Source organism: Moraxella sp. CTOTU47579 (assembly GCF_032004885.1).
Classification (GTDB): Bacteria; Pseudomonadota; Gammaproteobacteria; order Pseudomonadales; family Moraxellaceae; genus Faucicola; species Faucicola tetraodonis.
The window spans coordinates 63,390-83,177 of sequence record NZ_DALZOJ010000010.1; the positions used below are offsets into that span (position 1 = coordinate 63,390).

At 45.3% G+C, this 19,788-nt stretch carries 17 protein-coding genes; 6 read left to right on the forward strand and 11 right to left on the reverse strand.

Going from position 1 to position 19,788, the window contains the following annotated elements; translation table 11 throughout:
• The first annotated feature begins 481 nt into the window (after nucleotides 1-481).
• Nucleotides 482-1,768, forward strand: coding sequence for a replication-associated recombination protein A (locus tag RTP55_RS08305; protein WP_312385524.1), 1,287 nt, complete (start codon nucleotides 482-484; stop codon nucleotides 1,766-1,768).
• On the opposite strand, the gene RTP55_RS08310 is transcribed toward RTP55_RS08305, so the two are convergent.
• Complete coding sequence (locus RTP55_RS08310; RefSeq protein WP_312385525.1) at nucleotides 1,762-2,418, reverse strand: BLUF domain-containing protein; 657 nt, start codon at nucleotides 2,416-2,418, stop codon at nucleotides 1,762-1,764. The genes RTP55_RS08305 and RTP55_RS08310 overlap by 7 nt on opposite strands.
• A 454-nt stretch (nucleotides 2,419-2,872) precedes the next feature.
• On the opposite strand from RTP55_RS08310, the gene ribBA reads away from it, so the two are divergent.
• Nucleotides 2,873-3,985, forward strand: a complete 1,113-nt coding sequence (ribBA, locus tag RTP55_RS08315; RefSeq protein WP_159675707.1) for a bifunctional 3,4-dihydroxy-2-butanone-4-phosphate synthase/GTP cyclohydrolase II — start codon at nucleotides 2,873-2,875, stop codon at nucleotides 3,983-3,985.
• Between the two features lie 101 nt (nucleotides 3,986-4,086).
• On the opposite strand, the gene RTP55_RS08320 is transcribed toward ribBA, so the two are convergent.
• On the reverse strand, nucleotides 4,087-4,560 hold the full coding sequence (locus RTP55_RS08320; RefSeq protein WP_312385527.1) for an acyl-CoA thioesterase: 474 nt from the start codon (nucleotides 4,558-4,560) through the stop codon (nucleotides 4,087-4,089).
• 54 nt (nucleotides 4,561-4,614) lie between these two features.
• The gene (locus RTP55_RS08325) at nucleotides 4,615-5,583 is read right to left on the reverse strand and encodes an acyl-CoA thioesterase (RefSeq protein WP_312385529.1); all 969 of its coding nucleotides are present in this window, start codon (nucleotides 5,581-5,583) and stop codon (nucleotides 4,615-4,617) included.
• Nucleotides 5,584-5,766: 183 nt separating this feature from the next.
• On the opposite strand from RTP55_RS08325, the gene plsB reads away from it, so the two are divergent.
• Nucleotides 5,767-8,502 carry a glycerol-3-phosphate 1-O-acyltransferase PlsB gene (gene plsB, locus RTP55_RS08330; protein WP_312385531.1) on the forward strand — a complete coding sequence of 912 codons (2,736 nt, stop codon included), beginning with the start codon at nucleotides 5,767-5,769 and terminating at the stop codon, nucleotides 8,500-8,502.
• 61 nt (nucleotides 8,503-8,563) lie between these two features.
• On the opposite strand, the gene RTP55_RS08335 is transcribed toward plsB, so the two are convergent.
• Both RTP55_RS08335 and argS read right to left on the reverse strand, forming a co-directional pair.
• Nucleotides 8,564-9,286 carry an SPOR domain-containing protein gene (locus RTP55_RS08335; RefSeq protein ID WP_203171307.1) on the reverse strand — a complete coding sequence of 241 codons (723 nt, stop codon included), beginning with the start codon at nucleotides 9,284-9,286 and terminating at the stop codon, nucleotides 8,564-8,566.
• Nucleotides 9,287-9,348: 62 nt separating this feature from the next.
• Nucleotides 9,349-11,166 carry an arginine--tRNA ligase gene (argS, locus tag RTP55_RS08340; RefSeq protein ID WP_312116155.1) on the reverse strand — a complete coding sequence of 606 codons (1,818 nt, stop codon included), beginning with the start codon at nucleotides 11,164-11,166 and terminating at the stop codon, nucleotides 9,349-9,351.
• 266 nt (nucleotides 11,167-11,432) lie between these two features.
• Between argS and RTP55_RS08345 the strand changes: the two genes are divergently transcribed.
• Nucleotides 11,433-11,651 (forward strand): DUF2788 domain-containing protein, encoded by a 219-nt coding sequence (locus RTP55_RS08345; protein WP_007117392.1) that lies wholly within the window; start codon nucleotides 11,433-11,435, stop codon nucleotides 11,649-11,651.
• Between the two features lie 80 nt (nucleotides 11,652-11,731).
• Here the strand turns inward: RTP55_RS08345 and cmoB are convergent, their stop codons facing one another.
• Together cmoB and cmoA are read right to left on the reverse strand one after the other, a co-directional pair.
• Entirely contained in the window at nucleotides 11,732-12,787 is a 1,056-nt protein-coding gene (gene cmoB / locus RTP55_RS08350) for a tRNA 5-methoxyuridine(34)/uridine 5-oxyacetic acid(34) synthase CmoB (protein ID WP_409418429.1), read from the reverse strand.
• 45 nt (nucleotides 12,788-12,832) lie between these two features.
• Nucleotides 12,833-13,606, reverse strand: coding sequence for a carboxy-S-adenosyl-L-methionine synthase CmoA (cmoA, locus tag RTP55_RS08355; protein WP_312385535.1), 774 nt, complete (start codon nucleotides 13,604-13,606; stop codon nucleotides 12,833-12,835).
• A gap of 265 nt (nucleotides 13,607-13,871) precedes the next feature.
• Here cmoA and msrA point away from each other — a divergent pair, with 265 nt between their 5' ends.
• Nucleotides 13,872-14,402 (forward strand): peptide-methionine (S)-S-oxide reductase MsrA, encoded by a 531-nt coding sequence (msrA, locus tag RTP55_RS08360; protein ID WP_050325183.1) that lies wholly within the window; start codon nucleotides 13,872-13,874, stop codon nucleotides 14,400-14,402.
• A gap of 255 nt (nucleotides 14,403-14,657) precedes the next feature.
• On the forward strand, nucleotides 14,658-16,043 hold the full coding sequence (locus RTP55_RS08365; protein ID WP_312385536.1) for a lytic murein transglycosylase: 1,386 nt from the start codon (nucleotides 14,658-14,660) through the stop codon (nucleotides 16,041-16,043).
• 187 nt (nucleotides 16,044-16,230) lie between these two features.
• Here RTP55_RS08365 and RTP55_RS08370 read toward each other — a convergent pair whose 3' ends face one another.
• The 4 genes from RTP55_RS08370 to RTP55_RS08385 form a co-directional block, all read right to left on the reverse strand.
• Complete coding sequence (locus tag RTP55_RS08370; RefSeq protein WP_203171302.1) at nucleotides 16,231-16,491, reverse strand: hypothetical protein; 261 nt, start codon at nucleotides 16,489-16,491, stop codon at nucleotides 16,231-16,233.
• Nucleotides 16,492-16,691: 200 nt separating this feature from the next.
• Nucleotides 16,692-17,699, reverse strand: a complete 1,008-nt coding sequence (locus RTP55_RS08375) for a DUF4062 domain-containing protein (RefSeq protein ID WP_203171301.1) — start codon at nucleotides 17,697-17,699, stop codon at nucleotides 16,692-16,694.
• A gap of 98 nt (nucleotides 17,700-17,797) precedes the next feature.
• Nucleotides 17,798-18,667, reverse strand: coding sequence for a glutamate racemase (gene murI, locus RTP55_RS08380; protein ID WP_312385540.1), 870 nt, complete (start codon nucleotides 18,665-18,667; stop codon nucleotides 17,798-17,800).
• A 187-nt stretch (nucleotides 18,668-18,854) separates the two neighbouring features.
• Nucleotides 18,855-19,568 (reverse strand): DUF1285 domain-containing protein, encoded by a 714-nt coding sequence (locus tag RTP55_RS08385; RefSeq protein ID WP_312385542.1) that lies wholly within the window; start codon nucleotides 19,566-19,568, stop codon nucleotides 18,855-18,857.
• Nucleotides 19,569-19,788: the final 220 nt, after the last annotated feature.

Consider the following 19,788-nt stretch of genomic DNA (forward strand, 5'->3'; position numbering starts at 1 on the left):
AAATAATGCCTAATTAAATAATAATGAAATACCAAAGTGAGCACTAACTGTCAGTTTGAATATTAACTAAAGTATGAGATTGTAAAAAGAAAAAACTGACCCGTCAATCTAAACTTGTCATATTAACAATATTGTAGTTTTTTTAAAAATATGGCTCATTAAGCCTCACATCATTACTGTTTATTTTTATTTAACAAAGTAAAAATATTTCTCAATCCAAGTAGTCACACAAATCAAACAAGTTAGCTTACCGCTGTCATTTAAGCATGCTAAAATTCTTAAAAAACCCTCGTTGTTTTTGATGCAGTTACTTTTACCAAGTTAATTTGCAAAGCTACTTGTGCCAAACTACTTTTACCAAGCTACTTTCACTAAGTTAGTTTTACTAAATAAGTACCGCACTTAGCTACAATTCCAATTTAAAAAATAGTGAAATCGCTGAAAACCTTCGACTAAGTAATCCAGTTAAACTTATACCTTAATGATGAATCAACTCGCTCAAATTCCCCTTGCCCAACGTGTCCGCCCAAAGTCGCTTGACGAGGTAATCGGACAAACCCATTTGCTCGGTGCCAACGCACCGATTCGCCGTATTGTTGAGCAAGGTTACTTGCCATCGATTATTTTGCATGGGGAAGCAGGCATTGGCAAAACCACCTTAGCCATGCTATTAGCCGATGCAGTGGGTCGTCCTTTTCGCCCGCTCTCTGCTATCAATGCAGGGGTCAAAGAGTTGCGTGAAGTACTGGCAAAAGATGACGGCTTGTTTGGCGAGCCACCGGTGGTATTTGTCGATGAGATTCATCGGTTTAACAAAGCCCAGCAAGACGCACTCCTCGGCGCGGTTGAGTCTGGGGATATTACTTTAATTGGTGCGACCACCGAAAACCCCTCGTTTAGTGTCAACAATGCGCTATTGTCCCGTTGCCAAGTATATCGGCTCAACCCCTTGAGCGAAGATGAAATCAGCCAAGTACTACAACGTGCCATTGACGATGATGCAGTTTTTAAACAATTTAAGATTGAAATACAATCAAGCCAAGCGATTTTTGCGCTATCGCAAGGCGATGCGCGTAAGGCGTTAAATTTACTTGAACTCGCCATTCAATCAAGCCCCAATTTTAAGCAAGGCAGCCAATCACCGATTGTAGTGACTGATGACAATGTCATCGCGGTCGCAGGTGCAAGCCTGGTACGCTACGACAAATCGGGTGATGGCCATTATGACCTAGTGTCAGCGATGATTAAGTCAGTCCGCGGCAGTGACCCTGATGCGGCACTGTATTGGATGGCGCGGATGCTGACAGCGGGCGAAGACCCTGCCTTTATTGCGCGGCGGTTGGTGATTTTGGCAAGTGAAGATATCGGACTTGCCAATCCCAATGCGTTACTACTTGCCGATACCGCCCTGCGAAGTGTGCAGAGCATCGGTATGCCTGAAGCGCGAATTATTTTGGGGCAAGCGGTGGTGTATTTGGCGACATCGCCGAAGTCCAATTCTAGTTATCAGGCGATCAATAAAGCGATGCGACTGGCAGAAAATGACCAATCGCCTGTACCGCTACATTTGCGTAATGGCGTCACCAAGCTGATGCGCGCCGAAGGTTATGGTGCCAATTATGTCTATCCGCATGACTACCCCAACCATTACCACCCACAGCAGTATCTGCCTGATAATTTACTGGGCACGCGGTTGTTTGACTTTGCTGATAATGCCAAAGAACAGCAAACCTATGCCTTTATACAGTGGTTAAAGGACAATCATTGAACAGCGGCGGCTAAAAAACCCGTCAAAGCAGACAACGGATGATTTAGCGCAGCCAAATGAACCCTATTTTGTAATACCCAGTACACCATCAGCAATAAGAACAGCAACAAAAAACCAAGCTGCATCCACAAAAAATAGCGATGCTTAAAGCCCAATCGGCGCAGCTTGGCATGGCTATAACTGCCCTTATCAAAGTTGGTATGTTGATGCCTTTGCCATTTGCCCGAACGATAATAGTTTTCTACATCCGCAAGTAACCTTGGGACACTGGCACTATCAAATTGCGCAGTTTCAAAATAATCTAGCAGGGGGCTGATATCATCGACATCATCCATATCATTGACGCTATCTAAATTGATGCAGTGCATTTTCCAGTGTCCAAATAGCGCATTGGGCGCCTGACCCTGCTCGATAACGCGAATATTTCTGTGTCTTTTATCGGCTTTGATTTTGTCAAATAGCTGGGTGATAGTGTGCTCACTACCTTCCATATATTGTAGAAAGTTGCCTTGCTTGAGAAATAGTACGCTATTGACATTTGCCTGGGTGTTGCGCGCGACTGACTGACGATAGATATCAGGCAACGTCATCGTATGCAAACTTGCTTGTAAGGTAATTTTGCTCGTGTAGATAAGATAAAAGACTGACATCACAGGATCCTTAGACAAGTAAATCGGTTAGACGTCTATGACTTTTTAATAGCGTTTTCTTCAAACGTATTAAGAATGTAATTTTTATTAATCATTAAGTAATAATATACCAGTTTTTTTTAATTTTTGCTCAAAAATTATACAAAATCACCAATTTTTGTTAGTTTTTTTAACTAATTTATCCGCATGTTTTATCTGCGTGCGCTACCAGCGCGTATGGCTATCAATATTTCGCTGCTTAGACTCACTGAGTTAATGCTATAATAGCGCGCAAATAAGAAATGGGCGCGCATACTAGCTTCACCCAGCTTGATGAGGTGATTGTTAAGGTTAATTTGGACAATAGTTTGAACAAACCTAGCTGATAGCGCTTATTTTCTGTCCCTATTTGTTAATCAGTTTTTTAGTTTTTTAATCAATGTTATTCCAATAAATAGCTAACAAAGGCACTTTTATGGCATTTAATACAACGGCAGAAATTATCGATGACATCCGTGCAGGCAAAATGGTCGTTTTGATGGATGATGAAGACCGTGAAAACGAAGGCGACTTGGTGATGGCAGCCACCCATGTACGCCCAGAAGATATTAACTTTATGATTACCCACGCGCGTGGCTTGGTGTGTTTGACCATCACCGCTGACCGCAGTGAACAGCTCAATTTACCGCTTATGTCGGATAAAAATGGCGCTAAATTTAGCACCAACTTCACGGTATCAATCGAAGCGGCAGAAGGGGTCACCACAGGTATCTCAGCAGCGGATCGCGCCAGAACCATCCAAACAGCGGTATCTTCGACTGCCAAGCCAGAAGACATCGTACAACCGGGGCATGTATTCCCAATTGTGGCACAAAATGGCGGTGTGCTACACCGTGCCGGTCATACTGAAGCCGGCTGTGACCTAACACGCTTGGCAGGACTTGAACCTGCGGCAGTGATTTGTGAAATTATCAAAGAAGATGGCGAAATGGCGCGCCGTGATGACCTAGAGATTTTTGCCAAAGAGCATGGCTTAAAAATCGGCACCATCGCTGATTTGATTAATTACCGTATTGCCAATGAGCAAACGGTCGAAATGGTTGCGACCTATCCGATGCAAACTGAGTTTGGTGAGTTTACGGCCTATCGTTTTAAAGAAAAAAATTCAGAGGATACCCATTTGGCACTGGTCAAGGGCAACCCTCAAGAAGGCGTGAGCACTGTGCGGGTGCATAGTTTCCAGCCATTGCGCGATTTATTCACCGTGCAGCTACCCAACAGCGGTAAGAGTAATTGGGATATCCATGCCTCACTCAAAGAAATTAGCCAATCCGAGCGTGGCGTGTTTGTCTGGATTGGGCATCAGCAAGCAATTGATATGGGCGAAGCGCTCGATAACTTTGTCGCTGACAAACCCAACTCACCGCTTAAACACCAACCCTACCGCAGCATTGGGGTTGGTTCACAGATTTTACGTTATCTGGGCGTGCGTGATATGCGTTTGCTGTCATCACCGCTTAAATTCAACGCGTTATCAGGGTTTAACCTAAACTTGGTCGAAACCGTTGCTAACCCAGACCACAAATAGCAATTCATCAGACAAAAAAAGCCACGAGCATTGCAGCTTGTGGCTTTTTTAACAATTTTAGTAACAGTTAAATGTTATGAACAATTAAATTTTAGCAACAGTTAAACCGTATGACTTTCTAACTCGGTAAGTTGTTGGCGTTGACCCTCAGAAATCGGTTGTTTGTTTTTGCCATTTTGGTCAAAAAACACAATGACGGACGACACGGTAGCGACGACTTTTTGCTGAGCCGTGCTAAAGTAAACATAGTCATGGGTCAGACTGGTATTGCCTATTTTTTTGGCACGAATGCCAATCCAAAGCACATCGGGGAAAGTGACCGAATTCAAATACTGGCAAGATGACGAAGCAATCACGGTATGGGTTTGTAAGTTAAACATATCGACTTGTTCAAGGTAGTGGATACGCGCGCGCTGGGCATAGTTGTAATACACCACGTTATTGACGTGATTGAACGCATCCATATCGCCCCATTCCACTTTTTGCTCATAGATAACCGCAAAGCCTTTTAATGGATGATTGTCTTGTTGGGCGATGTTTTGGCGGACGGCATCACTCATTGGGGGATTGGACATATTTTTCTCTCTCATACGGCTACTGTTTAATACAAGGTAAAAATTATTGAATCACTAGCGCAGTCGCATTAACCCTTGCTGCTGGGTTGTAGAGACCAATTTGCCATTTTGCCAAAATTGACCGTGGTTTAGGCTTTTTGACTGTGACGTGGTATCACACCACATGTTATAGAGTAACCAATCATTCATATCAAATGGGCGGTGAAAATGCATACTATGGTCGATACTTGCCGCTTGCAACCCTTTAGTCATAAAGCTAATCCCGTGTGGCATCAGCCCTGTACCAATCAAATAAAAATCAGAAGAAAATGCGAGCAGTGCTTGTTGCACTTGAATCGACTGTTTACCGAGCTGCGGAATACGTAGCCAGTTGGCTTGGCTAGGTTCCATGATTTTTGGATGAATCGGGTCACGCGGCTGTACTGGCTTGATTTCGATATGACGCTGGCGCATAAAGCGCGCTTTTAGGGCATCAGGGATTTTGCCTACCACTTGGTCTTTGAGCTGCTGCTCGGTCAGCAACACATCTGGCGCAGGATACGTTGGCATCGCTTGTTGATACTCAAGCCCTTCTTCAAACGGTGAAAAAGACGCCATCATGGTAAAAATTATGCTCGGTTGGTTATCGTCATCATATTGGCGTGCTGTCACTTGACGTGAAGCAAGGCTACGACCATCACGTAATTTCTCGACTTGGTAATATACAGGCTTATTGATATCGCCACCGCGCAAAAAATAGCCATGAAATGAGTGGCAAGGTTTTGCATGCTCTACGGTATGGCTGGCTGCCATCAATGCTTGTCCCAGTACTTGCCCACCAAAAATACGCGCACCGACATAGTCGTGGCTTTGCCCAATAAATACACTGTCTTGATACGGTACGAGGGTTAAGGTTTCCAATAACTGCGTGACCAATTGCTGCCAAATCGCTTGCTGCTCAAGCTGCTGATGCGTTACGGGCACCTGTGGTTGGTGAGTGATATCAATCGTATGGGTATGGTTTATATCTTGCTGGCTTGCCATAGACGCTCTTATCATTAACGTTATTTTGGGTAGATAAAATGGATTAAAGTCACTCATTATACAAGAATTTTTGAGTGATAAGGTTTAGAAATTCATCAATCTATGGCATGATAAGACAATTTTTAAACCTTGTATTTATCTTTAAAAAACTTACGAAAAAATCACGCAATCACTAGGCATACTATGAATCACGTAGGGAAAAATTCAGGCACTACCGAAGCAAACAACAAAGGTACCCATCCTGCTGCGACCCCGCTGTTAAAAAATCTATACCGACAAGTCTCTGGCAAATTATTGGGGCTCGCCGTCAAATCCAAACTTATCGGCGACATCCCCAATATTAGCGAAGCCAGGAACCAGGTTAGCGATGATAAGCTACCGCCAGCAAGCGATAGCGATACCTCAAGCCAGCGACTCACCTTTTATGTGCTCAAAGAGTATTCTCGTAGCAATAGTATTTTAATTGACCTAGAAACCAAACAATATGACCTACCCCCTGCCCTAGCCAATGTCATCGATCGGGCGCATGGTATTGATGAAAATACCGCAATGATTTTTTTGCATCACCATAAAACAGAAAAACTGTCTCATGACAGCGCCGTATTTTCACCTCGCCTATTACGCTTGATTGAAGCCGTCGAGCAATACCCAACACTACACATTGATTTTATCCCTGTCACTATCTTGTGGGGACGCGCACCAGAAAAAGAAGATTCGCTGCTTAACCTCCTCACCGCTGATGAATGGCAAGTACCCACCATCAGTAAACAGCTATTTAATATCGGGGTCAAAGGGCGAGATACCTATGTGCAGTTTCACTCACCCAAAGACCTGCGTGGCATCATCGAAGATGAGATTAGCAAAAACCCTGCGCTGCAATCAGGTAGCCTAGCATCCACTGATGATGCTAGTGAAGACCGCCAGCATTTACACACCATTACTGCACGGGTACAGCAGCGTTTAGAAGGTTATCTGGATAAACAACAAGAAGCCATCTTGGGTCCTGACTTATCAGACCGTCGCAATGTGGTCGATAAAATTCTGTATACCCCTGCCATTCAGCATGCCGTGAATGTCGATAGCAAAGAAAACTCGCGTGAACTCGCCAAAAGCCGAAAACTGGCGCGTGGCTATTTGAACGAGATTGCCAGTGATTACTCGTACGCAACCGTGCGCTTTTTTGACCGCTTTTTGACCTGGCTATGGACACAGTTGTATGACGGGGTTGAAGTGGCGCACTTTGAGCGGGTACGCCAACTGGCATCCGACCATGAAATCATCTATGTGCCTTGCCACCGCAGTCACATGGACTATCTGCTGCTGTCATACGTGATTTATAAACGTGGGTTGCGTGTGCCCTACGTTGCCGCAGGCGAGAATCTAAACATCCCCGTGCTAGGTCAAATACTACGCAATGGCGGTGCTTTCTTTATGCGTCGCAGTTTTAAAGGCAATCCGCTGTACTCTGCGGTGTTTCGTGAATACGTGCATAGTATGTTGATGCGCAACACGCCGATTGAGTACTTCATCGAAGGCGGACGCTCGCGCTCAGGTCGCTTGTTACCGCCCAAAAAAGGAATGCTAGCGATGACGGTACAAAGCCATCTACGCCAAGCGGGCAAACCGATTGTCTTTATCCCGACCTACATCGGTTATGAACGCATTATGGAAGGCGGCACTTATGTGGGTGAGCTTAAAGGTAAACCCAAAGAATCTGAGTCGCTACTAGGTCTATTAAAAGCCAGCCGAAAAATCGAGCGTATCTTCGGTCATGTGCACGTCAGTTTTGGTCAGCCGCTTTATCTGGCTGATTTTATGAAAAAATTTGACGTTGCCCCAAATACCCTACCCAAAGACCGTACCGATAGTGATATGCCCGCCAATGTCACCCACATGATTGACAATTTGGGCATCAAAATCATGCAGCGTATCAACCGCTCTGCGGTGCTTAATCCAGTGACTTTGCTATCTTTGGTACTGCTCGATACACCGCATGGCGCACTCGATGAGCAAAGCTGTCGTGAACAGTTGGCGCTGTATCAACGTATCGCAGAAAAAATCCCGTATGATGATGATGTATCAATCACCCAGCAAAGCCCAGAAGCCATTATTAACTATGGTGTCAAGCTCAAACTCATCGAGCGCACCCCACATGTGCTCGGTGACTTGATTCGTATTGCGGACGGTCAAGCGCCGCTACTGAGCTATTTTCGCAACAATATTTTGCATATTTATATCATCGCGTCACTATGTGCCTCATTGATACAGCGTAATGGCACCATGAGCTTAAACACTATTGAGCGGGTGGTGGGTATCATGTATCCCTTCTTGCAAGCAGAGTTGTTTTTGAAATACCCACTGCGCACCTTAAATGACACTTTGCGTGAGCATATCGATACGTTGGTCGAAGAAAACATCATCGTGGACAAAGGGGTGAATGCGGATGGTCATCGCATCCTGACCACGCCAGAGCCGAATACCCGTAGCTATCAGCAGTTGACAGTACTTGCCAACTCAGTTGAGCAAAGTCTAGAGCGTTACTTTATGGTGCTTGCGCTGCTGAGTCAGCAAGGCTCAGGCAAACTCACCAAAGATCAAGTGATTGATTTGGGTCATCTGCTCGGTCAGCGTCTATCCGTGCTATATGAAGATGATATGCCAGATTTTTTTGACCGTGCCTTGTTTACTAGCTTTATGGATGCGCTAGAGCGTCTTGGTTATATTACGGTGTCGGCCAGCGGGGTGATTGAGTTTGATGCTCGCATTCATACCATGGCAAAAAGCGCGCGGTTTATCCTTAATATGGACGTGATGCATATCTTACAGCAAATCTCACAACTGACTGATGAGGAAATCAAACGCACCTTGACTGAACTGCAAAACAAAAAGCAACGCAAATTTAGTCGTAAAAAAGCTTAATTCTACCCAACAATAAAAAACCGTGTTGCGATAACACGGTTTTTTTTGCCTGCAAATCAGCCTAGCGACGCTGCTCGACAATCAGTGAATCAATGCGGCTATTTTGTAGTTGGCGCTGGGCTTGTGCCGCCATCTCTGGGCTACTCATGGCGCGAGAGATGACTTGATAGACGGTTTGGTCATTGCTTAAGCGTTTTTTGACGATTTGGGCATCCACCCCCGCCATTAGCACTTCAGCACGGCGTTTATCCGCATCATCGGCATTGTCAAAGCTATTGATTTGCAAGATATAAGTCCGCGTAGGCTCCTCGTTGCCAATCACAATGGCATCGGCACTGCTTGTGTCATCGGAAGCGGTGCTGGTGTCTATCGTGCTATTGTTGGCTGAAGCGCGTGGCTTGGTTCCGTTATCATCAGACAACAACGGATTATCGACCACGCTGACATTCGCTGATTTGGTCGCACTGGTGCTGTCAGCCTGGGTCAACACCACATCAGGCTGCGCCGAGACTGGCTGACTAGCAGCAGCCTCATCGGGGACTGCACTGACCTGCTGTTCTTTGAGTAAGTCATAGAACTCGTAGTTATTGGTTTTGGGTTTGTCTTGCACCTTTGGCTGCACCATCGGCGCTTCGTCGCTTGTGGTTTTGCCTTGGTTAAATGGATTCCACAAATAAACAAACAGACCAATCCCCACGGTCAATATCATGCCCACCAACATGGCAGCAAAAAACGACATCGTGCTTGGCGCTTTACGCGGGGTCGCTCCTTTGGGTCTTGCCATCTTCATCTCCTACGACATGGGATACGGTAATATTACAGCGTTTTTAGCGTATCTTAATCATATCACATACTGGTTGGTGCCGTTAATCCGAGCAAAATTAAGCCATTTTGAATCACTTGGCGTACTGACTTTGATAACCGCAGACGCGCTTGCATCAAGTCAAGCTCATCTTGGGTTGGGGTTTCGCCATCTTTGGGTAAGATACGGTTATCGTTGTACCAACCGTGGAACAAACTTGCCAAATCTTTGAGGTAATTGGTCAATAAATGCGGCTCATAGTTGACCGCAGCACGGCGTAGCACTTCAGGGTAAGAAGCCAGCAAGCTCAATAAATCCGTTTCGACAGATTGGGTCAACAGATGCTGGTGGGCTTTGCCGGCTTTGTCATCGACCTTGATACCGCGCTCTTCAGTACGCTCAAGCACACGGCAAATACGCGCATGCGCATATTGAATATAATATACCGCATTATCTTTGGTATGGGATTTGGCAAGTTCTAAGTCAAAGTCAATGTGCTGTTCTGGTTTACGCGCGACATAATAAAAGCGCGCGGCATCATTGCCGACTTCTTGACGCAGCTCACGTAAGGTCACAAACTGACCTGAGCGTGATGACATCTGGATTTGCTCTGTACCACGCCATAGGGTGACAAACTGCACCAAAATCACATCCATACGCTGGGCATCGTAGCCCATCGCCGTCAATGCCGCTTTCACGCGTTTGATGTAGCCGTGGTGGTCTGAGCCCCATACATCAATAATTTTGTCATAGCCGCGGTCAAGCTTGTCTTTGTGGTAGGCGATATCCGAGGCAAAATAAGTAAATTGACCATTGGCACGGCGGACGACACGGTCTTTTTCATCGCCAAATTCGGTGGATTTAAACCACAAGTTGCCGTCTTTTTGGTATAAAAACCCCCGCTGCTCTAATAATTCCAAAGCAGGCACAATGGCATCTTGGATTGATTTTTCGCTAAACCATTGGTCAAAATGGACATTAAAATCCGCCAAATCATCTTGGATATCTGCCAAGATGGTACTAAGTGCAGCTTCATGAAAAATCTGATAGTTATCGCCCAAATTGGCTTTGGCATTGGCAATCAGCCCGTCAATATGGGCTTCTTTATCACCTGACACACATACTTTTTCGCCGTTGGCATCGATTTGGTACTGGGCATCGGCAGGTACATTGAGTAGCATATGTTCCCAGGCGGTTTTTAGGCTATCGCCATGCTGTTTTTTGATGGGTTTGGCAATATCTTTGACATAATCGCCTTGGTAGGCATTGGTGGGAAATACAATTGGCTCACCGCACAGCTCAAGGTAGCGCAAATAGGTACTGGTTGCCAAAATATCCATCTGACGACCCGCATCATTGACATAATATTCCCGCCCGACTTGGTAGCCAACCGCCTCTAGTAAATTGGCCACGCTCATGCCAAACGCAGCGCCTCGACCGTGACCCACGTGTAGGCTTGAGGTTGGGTTGGCAGAGACAAACTCAACTTGGATTTTTTGACCGGCAAATTCTTCGGATGTACCAAAGTCGCCTTTTTGCTCCATAATGGTGTCTAAGATAGCAAAACGCGCGTTATCATCTAAGAAAAAGTTAATAAACCCCGGTCCTGCAATCTCAACTTTGCTAATCATGTCCGAGGCAGGCAACATCGCCACGATGGTTTGCGCCAGTTCACGCGGGTTTTTCTTGGCAGTCTTGGCAGCTATCATGGCAAGGTTACTAGCAAAATCGCCGTGCGCTTGGTCTTTGGTGCGGCTGATGGTACTGTTATCAACCCAATCGATTGGCAAAATTTGCTGTTGTTTTAGTGATTCCACCACTAATGCTAAGGCTTGCGAAATGACGGGTTGTTGTTCTGACATGGAAATTCTCTTTGTTGGCTCACAGGTTTTGTTGCAGGATTGATAGCTAAAAAAGCACGATAAATCAATGAATCACCATCGATTTGACGCTATCACTCGCTCACAATCGAGGGAGATTGATTTTGGCGTTCAATATACCAATTTTTGATGGTTTTTTCATTATAATCCTGTCAAAAGATACATGCCATTACAAGGAAACGCGGTTTTTTGGCGTATAATATGTGCTAAAATTTTTTAATGTCTGATGACAATCATAGGATAATAACATGTTTGTTTTAGTCTCTAGTGAGTTAATCACCAAACTTGGCATGTATGTGCTGCTGCCTATCTTTATCGCGTTTTTATTTTTTATCATGTACGATATTTCCAAGAAAAACAATGCAGGCAAACAAGGCACATTTTGGATTTTTTTGGCATTGGGCGGCGGTTTTTTTGGCTTTCTCATCAAAATGGTCTTGGAGTGGTATTTTAGTAGGACGCTTTAAACTACCCTGCTCTAAACCTTACTAGCCTAAAACGCCATTACCCCAAACCGCATTACCCATGTTACTTGTTTATGTTACCGTTACGGTCGTTTGGCTATCATCACCGCACGGGTCGGGCGTTGATAGCCCTCGATGGTTTTGCTGCTATCATTGGGGTCAAGAAAATCGCTTAAAGATTGATAATCCATCCAGTCGGTTTTGCGTTGTTCATCCGTCGATGTCACATCCACATCGACACAGCGCACCGCCACAAAGCCTACTTTGTACAGCCATAGCGACAGTGCCGCAACCGATGGAATAAAATTCACGTTATTCATCTGTGCATAGCGCTCACTTGGCACTAGCACGGATGTTGCATCCCCTTCAATCACCAGGGTTTCTAGTACCAATTCTCCGCCTTTTGCTAGTTGATTGTATAATTGCTCAAGATGCTCAAACGGTGACGCGCGGTGATACAGCACGCCCATACTAAACACGGTATGAAACAGCCCTGCTTGCCCGCTAGTCAGGCTAGGATTGGGCAAGGCTTCAAGCGGTACGGGCACATAGTGCACTGTGTTGCGTCCGTAATCGTTACGGTCAGCGTCTCTGACGAAATGCCGAATCGCCATAAACTGGTGATAAAACAGACACGATGGGTCAATCACAATCACCGTGCTTGCCCCTGCGCCCGCCATACGCCAGCCGTGATAACCCGAACCGCCACCCACGTCTAGCACGCGTTTGCCGTGAAGTGGGCTGATATGCGGCAATACCCTATCCCATTTCCAGTCACTGCGCCATTCGGTATCAATATGGATTTGCAGGTCATCTCGACCCAGTAAAAAACCGCCTTTGCGCCACGGCATCAGACGTTTGAGTAGTGCATGGGTTTGCTTGTATTCACTCTCTTGCCAATCAAATGCTGCGGTGATACAGGGTTGATTTAAGTCTACTTGCGCGTTGCCAACCACGGGCAAGCGCTCAATGAGCGATTGATAAAATGGCGCATGGGCGTAGCGTGATTTGTCTTTGATGGTAGCCAGCCAATTGGGCAACCGGGCAAGCCATTCATTGGCAACTGGGTATTTTTCCGCCAATTGCAGCAAGGTAAGATAGACGTCGGTTTCGGCAGTTTTGATGGTAGCATTCATGATTGACTCTTTTAGGATTGACAGGTCTTCATTGTTTAACGGCAATCATCACTTAAACGCAATAATCGACGCGAAGTTTAAAAACTGAAACCACGTCAAATGGCGGTCAAACCCCACGGTTGCTAAACGCTGATGATGAAAATCGAGGGTATCGGTGATAAGCACATTCTCCAGTGCATTGCGTTTACCACTGATTTCCATCTCACTATAGCCATTGGCGCGTTTAAAATCATAATACCGCTCAACGCGCCACGCATCGTCCGCTTCATCGAGCAAATGGGTTTTTTCGGTCAAAATCAAAATACCGCCTTCAGCCAACGCATCATAACAGCGTTTGAGTAACTGCTCGCGCTTGTCAGGGGATAAAAACTGCAAGGTTAAATTGAGCACAATCATATCGCACCGCTCAAACGTCACCTCACACACATCAGCGCAAATCAGCTCGATATCATGCTCAGGATAATGCTGCATCAGTACACTTTGCGCGTTGGCAATCATCGGCTCTGAGATATCAATGGCTTTGATTTGCAGATCTTGCGGCGCAAACTCGCCTGCGAGCGCAAAACTCACCGCCCCGAGTGAACAGCCCAAATCATACACGCGGCTGACTTTATTGCCATCGCTATTGGTTTGGCGAAACTGGCAATGGCGTTTGGCAAAAATCGGCAACATGGCGAGCATCTGTCCATACCCAGGCACACTACGGCGAATCATATCGGGAAAACAAGCCACCACTTGCTCATCAAAGCTAAACCGCGCATGGGTATCTAGCGGCGTGGTAAACAAGGTATCGAGGGGTGGTTTGGCTTGGGGCTGACTCATGCGGCTGACTCACTATGGCTGATTGAGCGTTACTAAGGCTTAGTATCGCTGACAGTTTTATGCTCGCTTCAACAATAAAATGCTTAAGGAACGCTTAACAAACGCTTAAACTGCCAGGTTCTTAGATAGCGGAAACTTGGTTTACATTGCCTAACTTGAATGGCGGGTAAACTTTGCTATTCTAACATTTTCACCCGTTTTACTTTTAATAATTTATTTTAACCCTTATATCAAACCAATGAAATAACCATAAAAAGGTACTATTATGCAAACGATTATTTTAGGCGGTGGCTGTTTTTGGTGTACCGAATCCGTATTTAGTCATGTCAAAGGTGTGACCGATGTCACATCAGGCTATATGGGCGGTGATGAAGTAAGCGCCAACTACAAAGCCGTCTGTGGCGGCGATACCGGTCATGTCGAAGTGATTAAAGTCGATTTTGATGAGACCATTATTCCGCTTGAGACGGTATTGGATATTTTCTTTGCCACCCATGATCCAACAACACAAGACCGTCAAGGTAATGATGTCGGCAGACAATATGCCTCTGTGGTGTTTTACACCGATGAAGCGCAGCAAAAACCGACCATTGACCGTGTGATTGGTGAGCTTCGTGATGAGCAAGGCATCAAGGTAGTGACCGAAGTGCATCCTGCTGCGCAGTTTTTCGTTGCCGAGGACTATCACCAAGATTATTACGCCAACAACCCGACCCAAAGCTATTGCAATTTTGTGATTCCGCCCAAGCTTGCCAAGCTTAAACAATATTTTAGCGGTTTTATGATTGAACAATGACCCGTATCGATACCATGTTGATACTATATTAATGCTTTCAAAATTGGGCTTTACACCGTTAATGCCCAATTTTTTCGCGTTAAATAATTGGACTTACTATAACCGTGCAAAAATTAACGCTTTATCACCCAATGTGAAAAAATGTAATTAACTGCATTTACTCCTTTCACTAAGCAAGCTTTTTTTATACCCTTGAATTAGTCAAAATTCATCCCGTTTGTTGATGTTTTTATCTGTCACTATTCAAGGTTTGTTATGCGTTTACTTCCGATTTTTATGGCGCTGGCAGGCGTGGCGATGATTAGCCAAGCCAATGCCGCACCGACACCGCCTAATCTTAGCAATGCCCAGTTTCAACAGTGTTTATCCAATCTCAAAAACAGCAGCACCTTTAGCGGTGTAGCCAGCACTTTAGAACAATATCGCCCAACTGAGCCTGACCCTAGTGTGATTGTCTCGCTCAACTATCAACCTGAGTTTCAAAAAGAAGTGTGGGACTATCTCTCTGGTCTGGTCGATGAAGAACGTGTGCAAGACGGTATCAATGCCAAAAACCAACTGCAAAGCACGCTAAACCGCATCGAGCAGCGCTATGGCGTGAAAGGAACGGATGTACTTGGCGTCTGGGGGGTAGAGTCGAACTTTGGTAAGCAGCTGGGTAAAAAAGACTTAATCCAGTCATTAGCGACCTTATCTTGCTTTGACCGTCGTCAGTCGTACTTTCGCACGGAATACGCCAATGCGCTGCGTATCTTGCAAAATGGTGATATCCGCCGTGATGATATGACTGGCTCATGGGCAGGCGCGTTTGGGCAAACCCAGTTTATGCCAAGTACCTTCTTACGCTTGGCGCAAGATTTTGATGGTGATGGACGTAAAGATTTGGTCAACAGCCAAGCTGATGCGCTCGCGTCAACGGCCAATTTCTTGGATAAAGCAGGTTATCGCACGGGCGAACCTTGGGGATTTGAGGTCAAGTTGCCTGCAGGGTTTTGGGCAGATAGCAACCGCAAGGCCAAAAAACCGATGAGCTACTGGCGCAGTCAAGGTCTGACTCTTGCCAATGGTCAGCCGCTACCTTCTAGCCTTGATAGTACAGGTTTGCTATTACCTGCGGGTATTAAAGGCCCGGCGTTCTTAGTGGGTAAAAATTTCGATGCGTTTTATAGTTACAATGCGTCAGAGAACTACGCGCTAGCGATTGCGCATTTGTCCGATATGATTAGCCAAAACCGTACTAGCAACGTCGGCTTTGTCACACCTTGGCCCACGGATGATGCCGGTATTAGTCGCCGTCAAGCCCGTGAAATCCAGCAAGCACTGCTTAATCGTGGGTATGATATTGGTCAAGCTGATGGCATGATTGGCGATAAAACGCGCTATGCCATTCAAGATTTTCAGCGTCAGCAAGGTGTCAACCCTGATGGTCGTGCGGGTATGAAACTCTACCGTATGCTAATGACTCAGCCAATAGGCAATGCTCAGTACCCAAACCAATACCCGACCCAAACGCCCGTTCGATACCAGTCTGTACCGAATTCAACGATTACTGCCACGCCGACTAAAGTGGTACGCGACGCCAATGGGCGCACGAGTTACTATCGTATCGACAATGGGCAAGGTGGGGTGACAACGCCCTAGTCATTGAAACCTTAGTGTTTCAGTGTTAGGCATTAAACCTTAAATGATTTAAACCTGAGTTATTTAAGCCGTAGTCATCTACAATGTTCATCAATTTTTCATTACCCAATAAAAAACCCTTAATGCTGAGATTAAGGGTTTTTTTGATAGTGACACGGTTTTGTTAATATCCGCGCATGGTACAACCTTATACAATAGGTGGCGGGGTGGGCTCTTCACCATCATCCATTTGGATCGGTTTGACTTCGCCTTTTGAATTGCTGCCCCAATTGTCCTCTTCGTCTTCATCCCACTTTTTGAAGTTATCGCGTGGGTTGATACCACGGCGTTTCATGTCTTCGACTTGCTCTTCGAGGGTGCGAAACTGCTGCGCTTCGTGCATGGTATCTTCAAGTTGGTTGATTTTGTTTTCAAGATCTTCCGCTTGTTGGGTCACATGATTGCTCATAATTTTCTCCTCTTTTTATTCTCAATGTTATCGTTATGTATGCTGTGAGATTATCATAACACAAACAAATGTGACGCTAGTTAGCAGGTCTGTATAACATTATCATGACATGAGTAAATCATGGCTTGGTCAAAGCTGATATAAAATACTTGGGTAAAACGCGCATAAAACCATAAAAAAGGCGTGTTAGAAACGATGGATTAAGCTTGTACAATGATGTTAATCTGCCACAGCTCGCGGATACTTTGCCCTTCTTTGACCGAGAACAACCATCGTTTTTTCACCAGTTGGCTTTTGATCCATTGATAATCGATACTACTGATTTGACAGCGCGAGACCGCATGGATATTGGGTGAGATTTTGAGCGCTTCTGCCATTGCAGCATCTTTGAGGGAATCATTAATTTGGGTCAACATCATATTACTGGTAAAGGGCTGTGGTAATGCTTGTAGCGTTTGCACAATATTACCCCAGCTAAAGGTGTAAGTTGCGCTGATTTCTTGCAAATTGCCGCCTTCAAACGCGTGTGCGGTATAGTTGACCAATAACGCTTCATTGAGCTCTTTTGGCGTAACCTGGGTTGGTCTGGCTTCAGCTTCAGGGGACTGTTGAGTGCCCTCTAGACTGCTATCAGTTAAGGCGGGTTGCACGCCATTACGGATATGAAATCTATCCGAGACAAACATCGACTTTAAATCGCCACTAGCAGTGGCCGGTAGCGTGCTCAATGAACGGGTGTCTTTGACCCAACCTAATCGCGGAAATTTCTCTTTGATTTCCCCAAGCATACGCACGCATTCTGACACGCCATCATGGGTCTGACCGAAGTGAATTACCCGCAAACCCTGTTCTTTAATCACCAAATTAAACAAATCCAACCGTTGGCGTAATAGCTCATTTTGGTTCAGCTGGGTATTGACTAGCGCAATCATCGGGACGCGTTTTGAAGACGCATAGATATAAGATAAGTGCAGATAACTGACACCAGATAGGCTTAAATGACCGTAATCATTGCCCAAAATAAAAATCATATAATCGCATTGGTCGATTTGTTGGCGGCTGTACTCAACAAAATTGGTATTGGTCGCAAGCAAATCCCAAGTCAAAAAATAATCCGTCGATAACGCGTACTCTAGCGCGTTCTCTAGGTAGAGATTTTCATTTCTAACCAAAGAGATATGAATATGATAACGTTTCTTTTGAGACATGCTATCTTCTCCATAACGCTCTAATGAACGCAATTAATTAAAAAAGTAAAGGGTTAAAAGCTAAAAGGGCAAAAAGCCATGCTGACTAACCAACAAGCTCAATACACTGCACCATGTTGAGTCACACACAAGGTAAAAAAATCAATCCCTAACTCTGGCAAAAACCGCTGCAACAAACGCGTTGCCGCCTGCTCAGCGGCAGGTAAGTTGGCGGTGGCATAAAACTGTAACCGTGGTCGCTCTTTATGAGAGGCAAGCTGATTGGCTTGCTCAAGCAAATCATGCACGCGTTTGGCAATGGCATCGCCTGAATCAATCAATGCCACTTGCCCCATAGCTTGGTGAGTCATCAGCTCGTCGATACGCTGTGCCAAATAGGCTTTAAAAAAAGGAAAATGGGTACAGCCCAGTACCAATTGGTCTACTTTTTTAGCCTGTAACTCACCTAGCAAATGATCTAAATCAGTCACCGCTGGGTGATGGCTTGGCATACCCAATTCCACCCAAGGCACTAGGCTGTTAAAGCTATATTTGTGGACAGTCACTTGCTGCGGTTTGGCGACTTGTTCAATGACTTCATTGAGTAAATATCCGTGCAAGGTCGCTGGGGTTGCCAACACCGCAACTTGCTTGGTGACCGACTGCATCACCGCAGGTTTTAATGCAGGGACTAAGCCGACAATCGGCACTTGAGGATACTGCCGCCTTGCCGCCTGTAATCCATGCGCAGAGGCACTATTGCAAGCTATCACAATAAGCTTACAGCCTTGCGAGTGTAGCCATGCCACTGCCTGCAAGGTAAGTTCACGAATCTGTACTTCACTGCGTGAGCCATAGGGTACGTGCAAGGTATCGGCAAGATAGATATAACGTTCAAATGGCAAGCGTCGCTGCAAATGGGTCAATACCGACAATCCGCCCAACCCAGAATCAAATACGCCTATCGGCGCGCTTGCTAACTCTACCATAGCCTAATCAGTCCAACTCGCAGGGTGTTGCTATTTTAAACCGCAAAATAACTGTACCCATAAAATAGACCACTATCTTATACCAATTTTTAGACGCTCACTACAAAAAAATGCAGTTGCTGAATTTGACAGCAAATTCGTCACCTTGCTGGTTCACAAGCTATCAAAATTTGGCTAAAGCGGCTGGTTAGAGGGTCATCGTCAAGGTAAAAGTGCTATCACCACTGTGCAAAATCAATGACGTCCCCTCTTCACCCTCTGCCAACTCACCCAACTTAATCAAATGGTAAAACACATTGCGATGAATGAGTCCGTATAATGCTGAGTCACCATTTTGGCGAACCAACAGATAAGGCTGACTGGCTTGTTTTTGCTGTAAGGACGCATCATGCTGGTTTGCATGGGTAAATGGCAAACCCAAACGAATCGGATGCTGCTCGTCAGCAATCACCACATCGCCTTGCGTGGTGGTGAACTGCAACACCGGTTTGCTAGTACCACCAAATTGCTCGTTAATGACGTCCACTTGATTGACTAGCAGTGGCGCGTCTTCTACTTGGATTTGCCATTTTTCAACAGGGGTTTTTAAAAAATACTGAACGTGGTGGTTGTCATCAACCTCTGACCACAACACTTTGGCAAACAGATCAATGAGTAGTGGACGGGTGATTTGACTGCCTTCATGCCACCACTCGCCATTGGCTTTGACCACCATATCCATCGCACCGCTGAGTTTGGGTTGCCATTTTTCAAGCGGTGGAATTTGGCGTGTCGGATGATTTGCGGCTGCTACGGCTTGCGAAGTAACCGATTGCTCGATTTGTTGGCTTAGCTCGCTTATATCAAAGCTAGTATCAAAACTGGGTTTAGATGCTACATTATTAGTATCAGTATTAGTCATTTTATAGCTCGTATTATGGTAGTTTTTATTTAGATTAGGATTTAGAGGATTGTATGGGTTTATGAATGCCATGATGCGCTGTGTTGACATCACTTTGTGGTACATAGTAGTCAATTCAACGCTGGGTTTCAAATAGTCGCTGTTAGTACCTGTGTCGATTTATTGTATAGTAAAAGAAATTAAAAACTACCACAAATCCACATAAAGTAGAAGAATAGCT

Coding starts and splice junctions, on each gene's coding strand:
- RTP55_RS08335 (WP_203171307.1), bottom strand. CDS start 9,286: ATGGCAAGACCCAAAGGAGCGACCCCGCGTAAAGCGCCAAGCACGATG.
- RTP55_RS08375 (WP_203171301.1), bottom strand. CDS start 17,699: ATGTCTCAAAAGAAACGTTATCATATTCATATCTCTTTGGTTAGAAAT.
- RTP55_RS08365 (WP_312385536.1), top strand. CDS start 14,658: ATGCGTTTACTTCCGATTTTTATGGCGCTGGCAGGCGTGGCGATGATT.
- RTP55_RS08310 (WP_312385525.1), bottom strand. CDS start 2,418: ATGTCAGTCTTTTATCTTATCTACACGAGCAAAATTACCTTACAAGCA.
- argS (WP_312116155.1), bottom strand. CDS start 11,166: ATGTCAGAACAACAACCCGTCATTTCGCAAGCCTTAGCATTAGTGGTG.
- RTP55_RS08345 (WP_007117392.1), top strand. CDS start 11,433: ATGTTTGTTTTAGTCTCTAGTGAGTTAATCACCAAACTTGGCATGTAT.
- cmoA (WP_312385535.1), bottom strand. CDS start 13,606: ATGAGTCAGCCCCAAGCCAAACCACCCCTCGATACCTTGTTTACCACG.
- RTP55_RS08305 (WP_312385524.1), top strand. CDS start 482: ATGATGAATCAACTCGCTCAAATTCCCCTTGCCCAACGTGTCCGCCCA.
- RTP55_RS08325 (WP_312385529.1), bottom strand. CDS start 5,583: ATGGCAAGCCAGCAAGATATAAACCATACCCATACGATTGATATCACT.
- murI (WP_312385540.1), bottom strand. CDS start 18,667: ATGGTAGAGTTAGCAAGCGCGCCGATAGGCGTATTTGATTCTGGGTTG.
- RTP55_RS08385 (WP_312385542.1), bottom strand. CDS start 19,568: ATGACTAATACTGATACTAATAATGTAGCATCTAAACCCAGTTTTGAT.
- ribBA (WP_159675707.1), top strand. CDS start 2,873: ATGGCATTTAATACAACGGCAGAAATTATCGATGACATCCGTGCAGGC.
- RTP55_RS08370 (WP_203171302.1), bottom strand. CDS start 16,491: ATGAGCAATCATGTGACCCAACAAGCGGAAGATCTTGAAAACAAAATC.
- RTP55_RS08320 (WP_312385527.1), bottom strand. CDS start 4,560: ATGTCCAATCCCCCAATGAGTGATGCCGTCCGCCAAAACATCGCCCAA.
- plsB (WP_312385531.1), top strand. CDS start 5,767: ATGAATCACGTAGGGAAAAATTCAGGCACTACCGAAGCAAACAACAAA.
- msrA (WP_050325183.1), top strand. CDS start 13,872: ATGCAAACGATTATTTTAGGCGGTGGCTGTTTTTGGTGTACCGAATCC.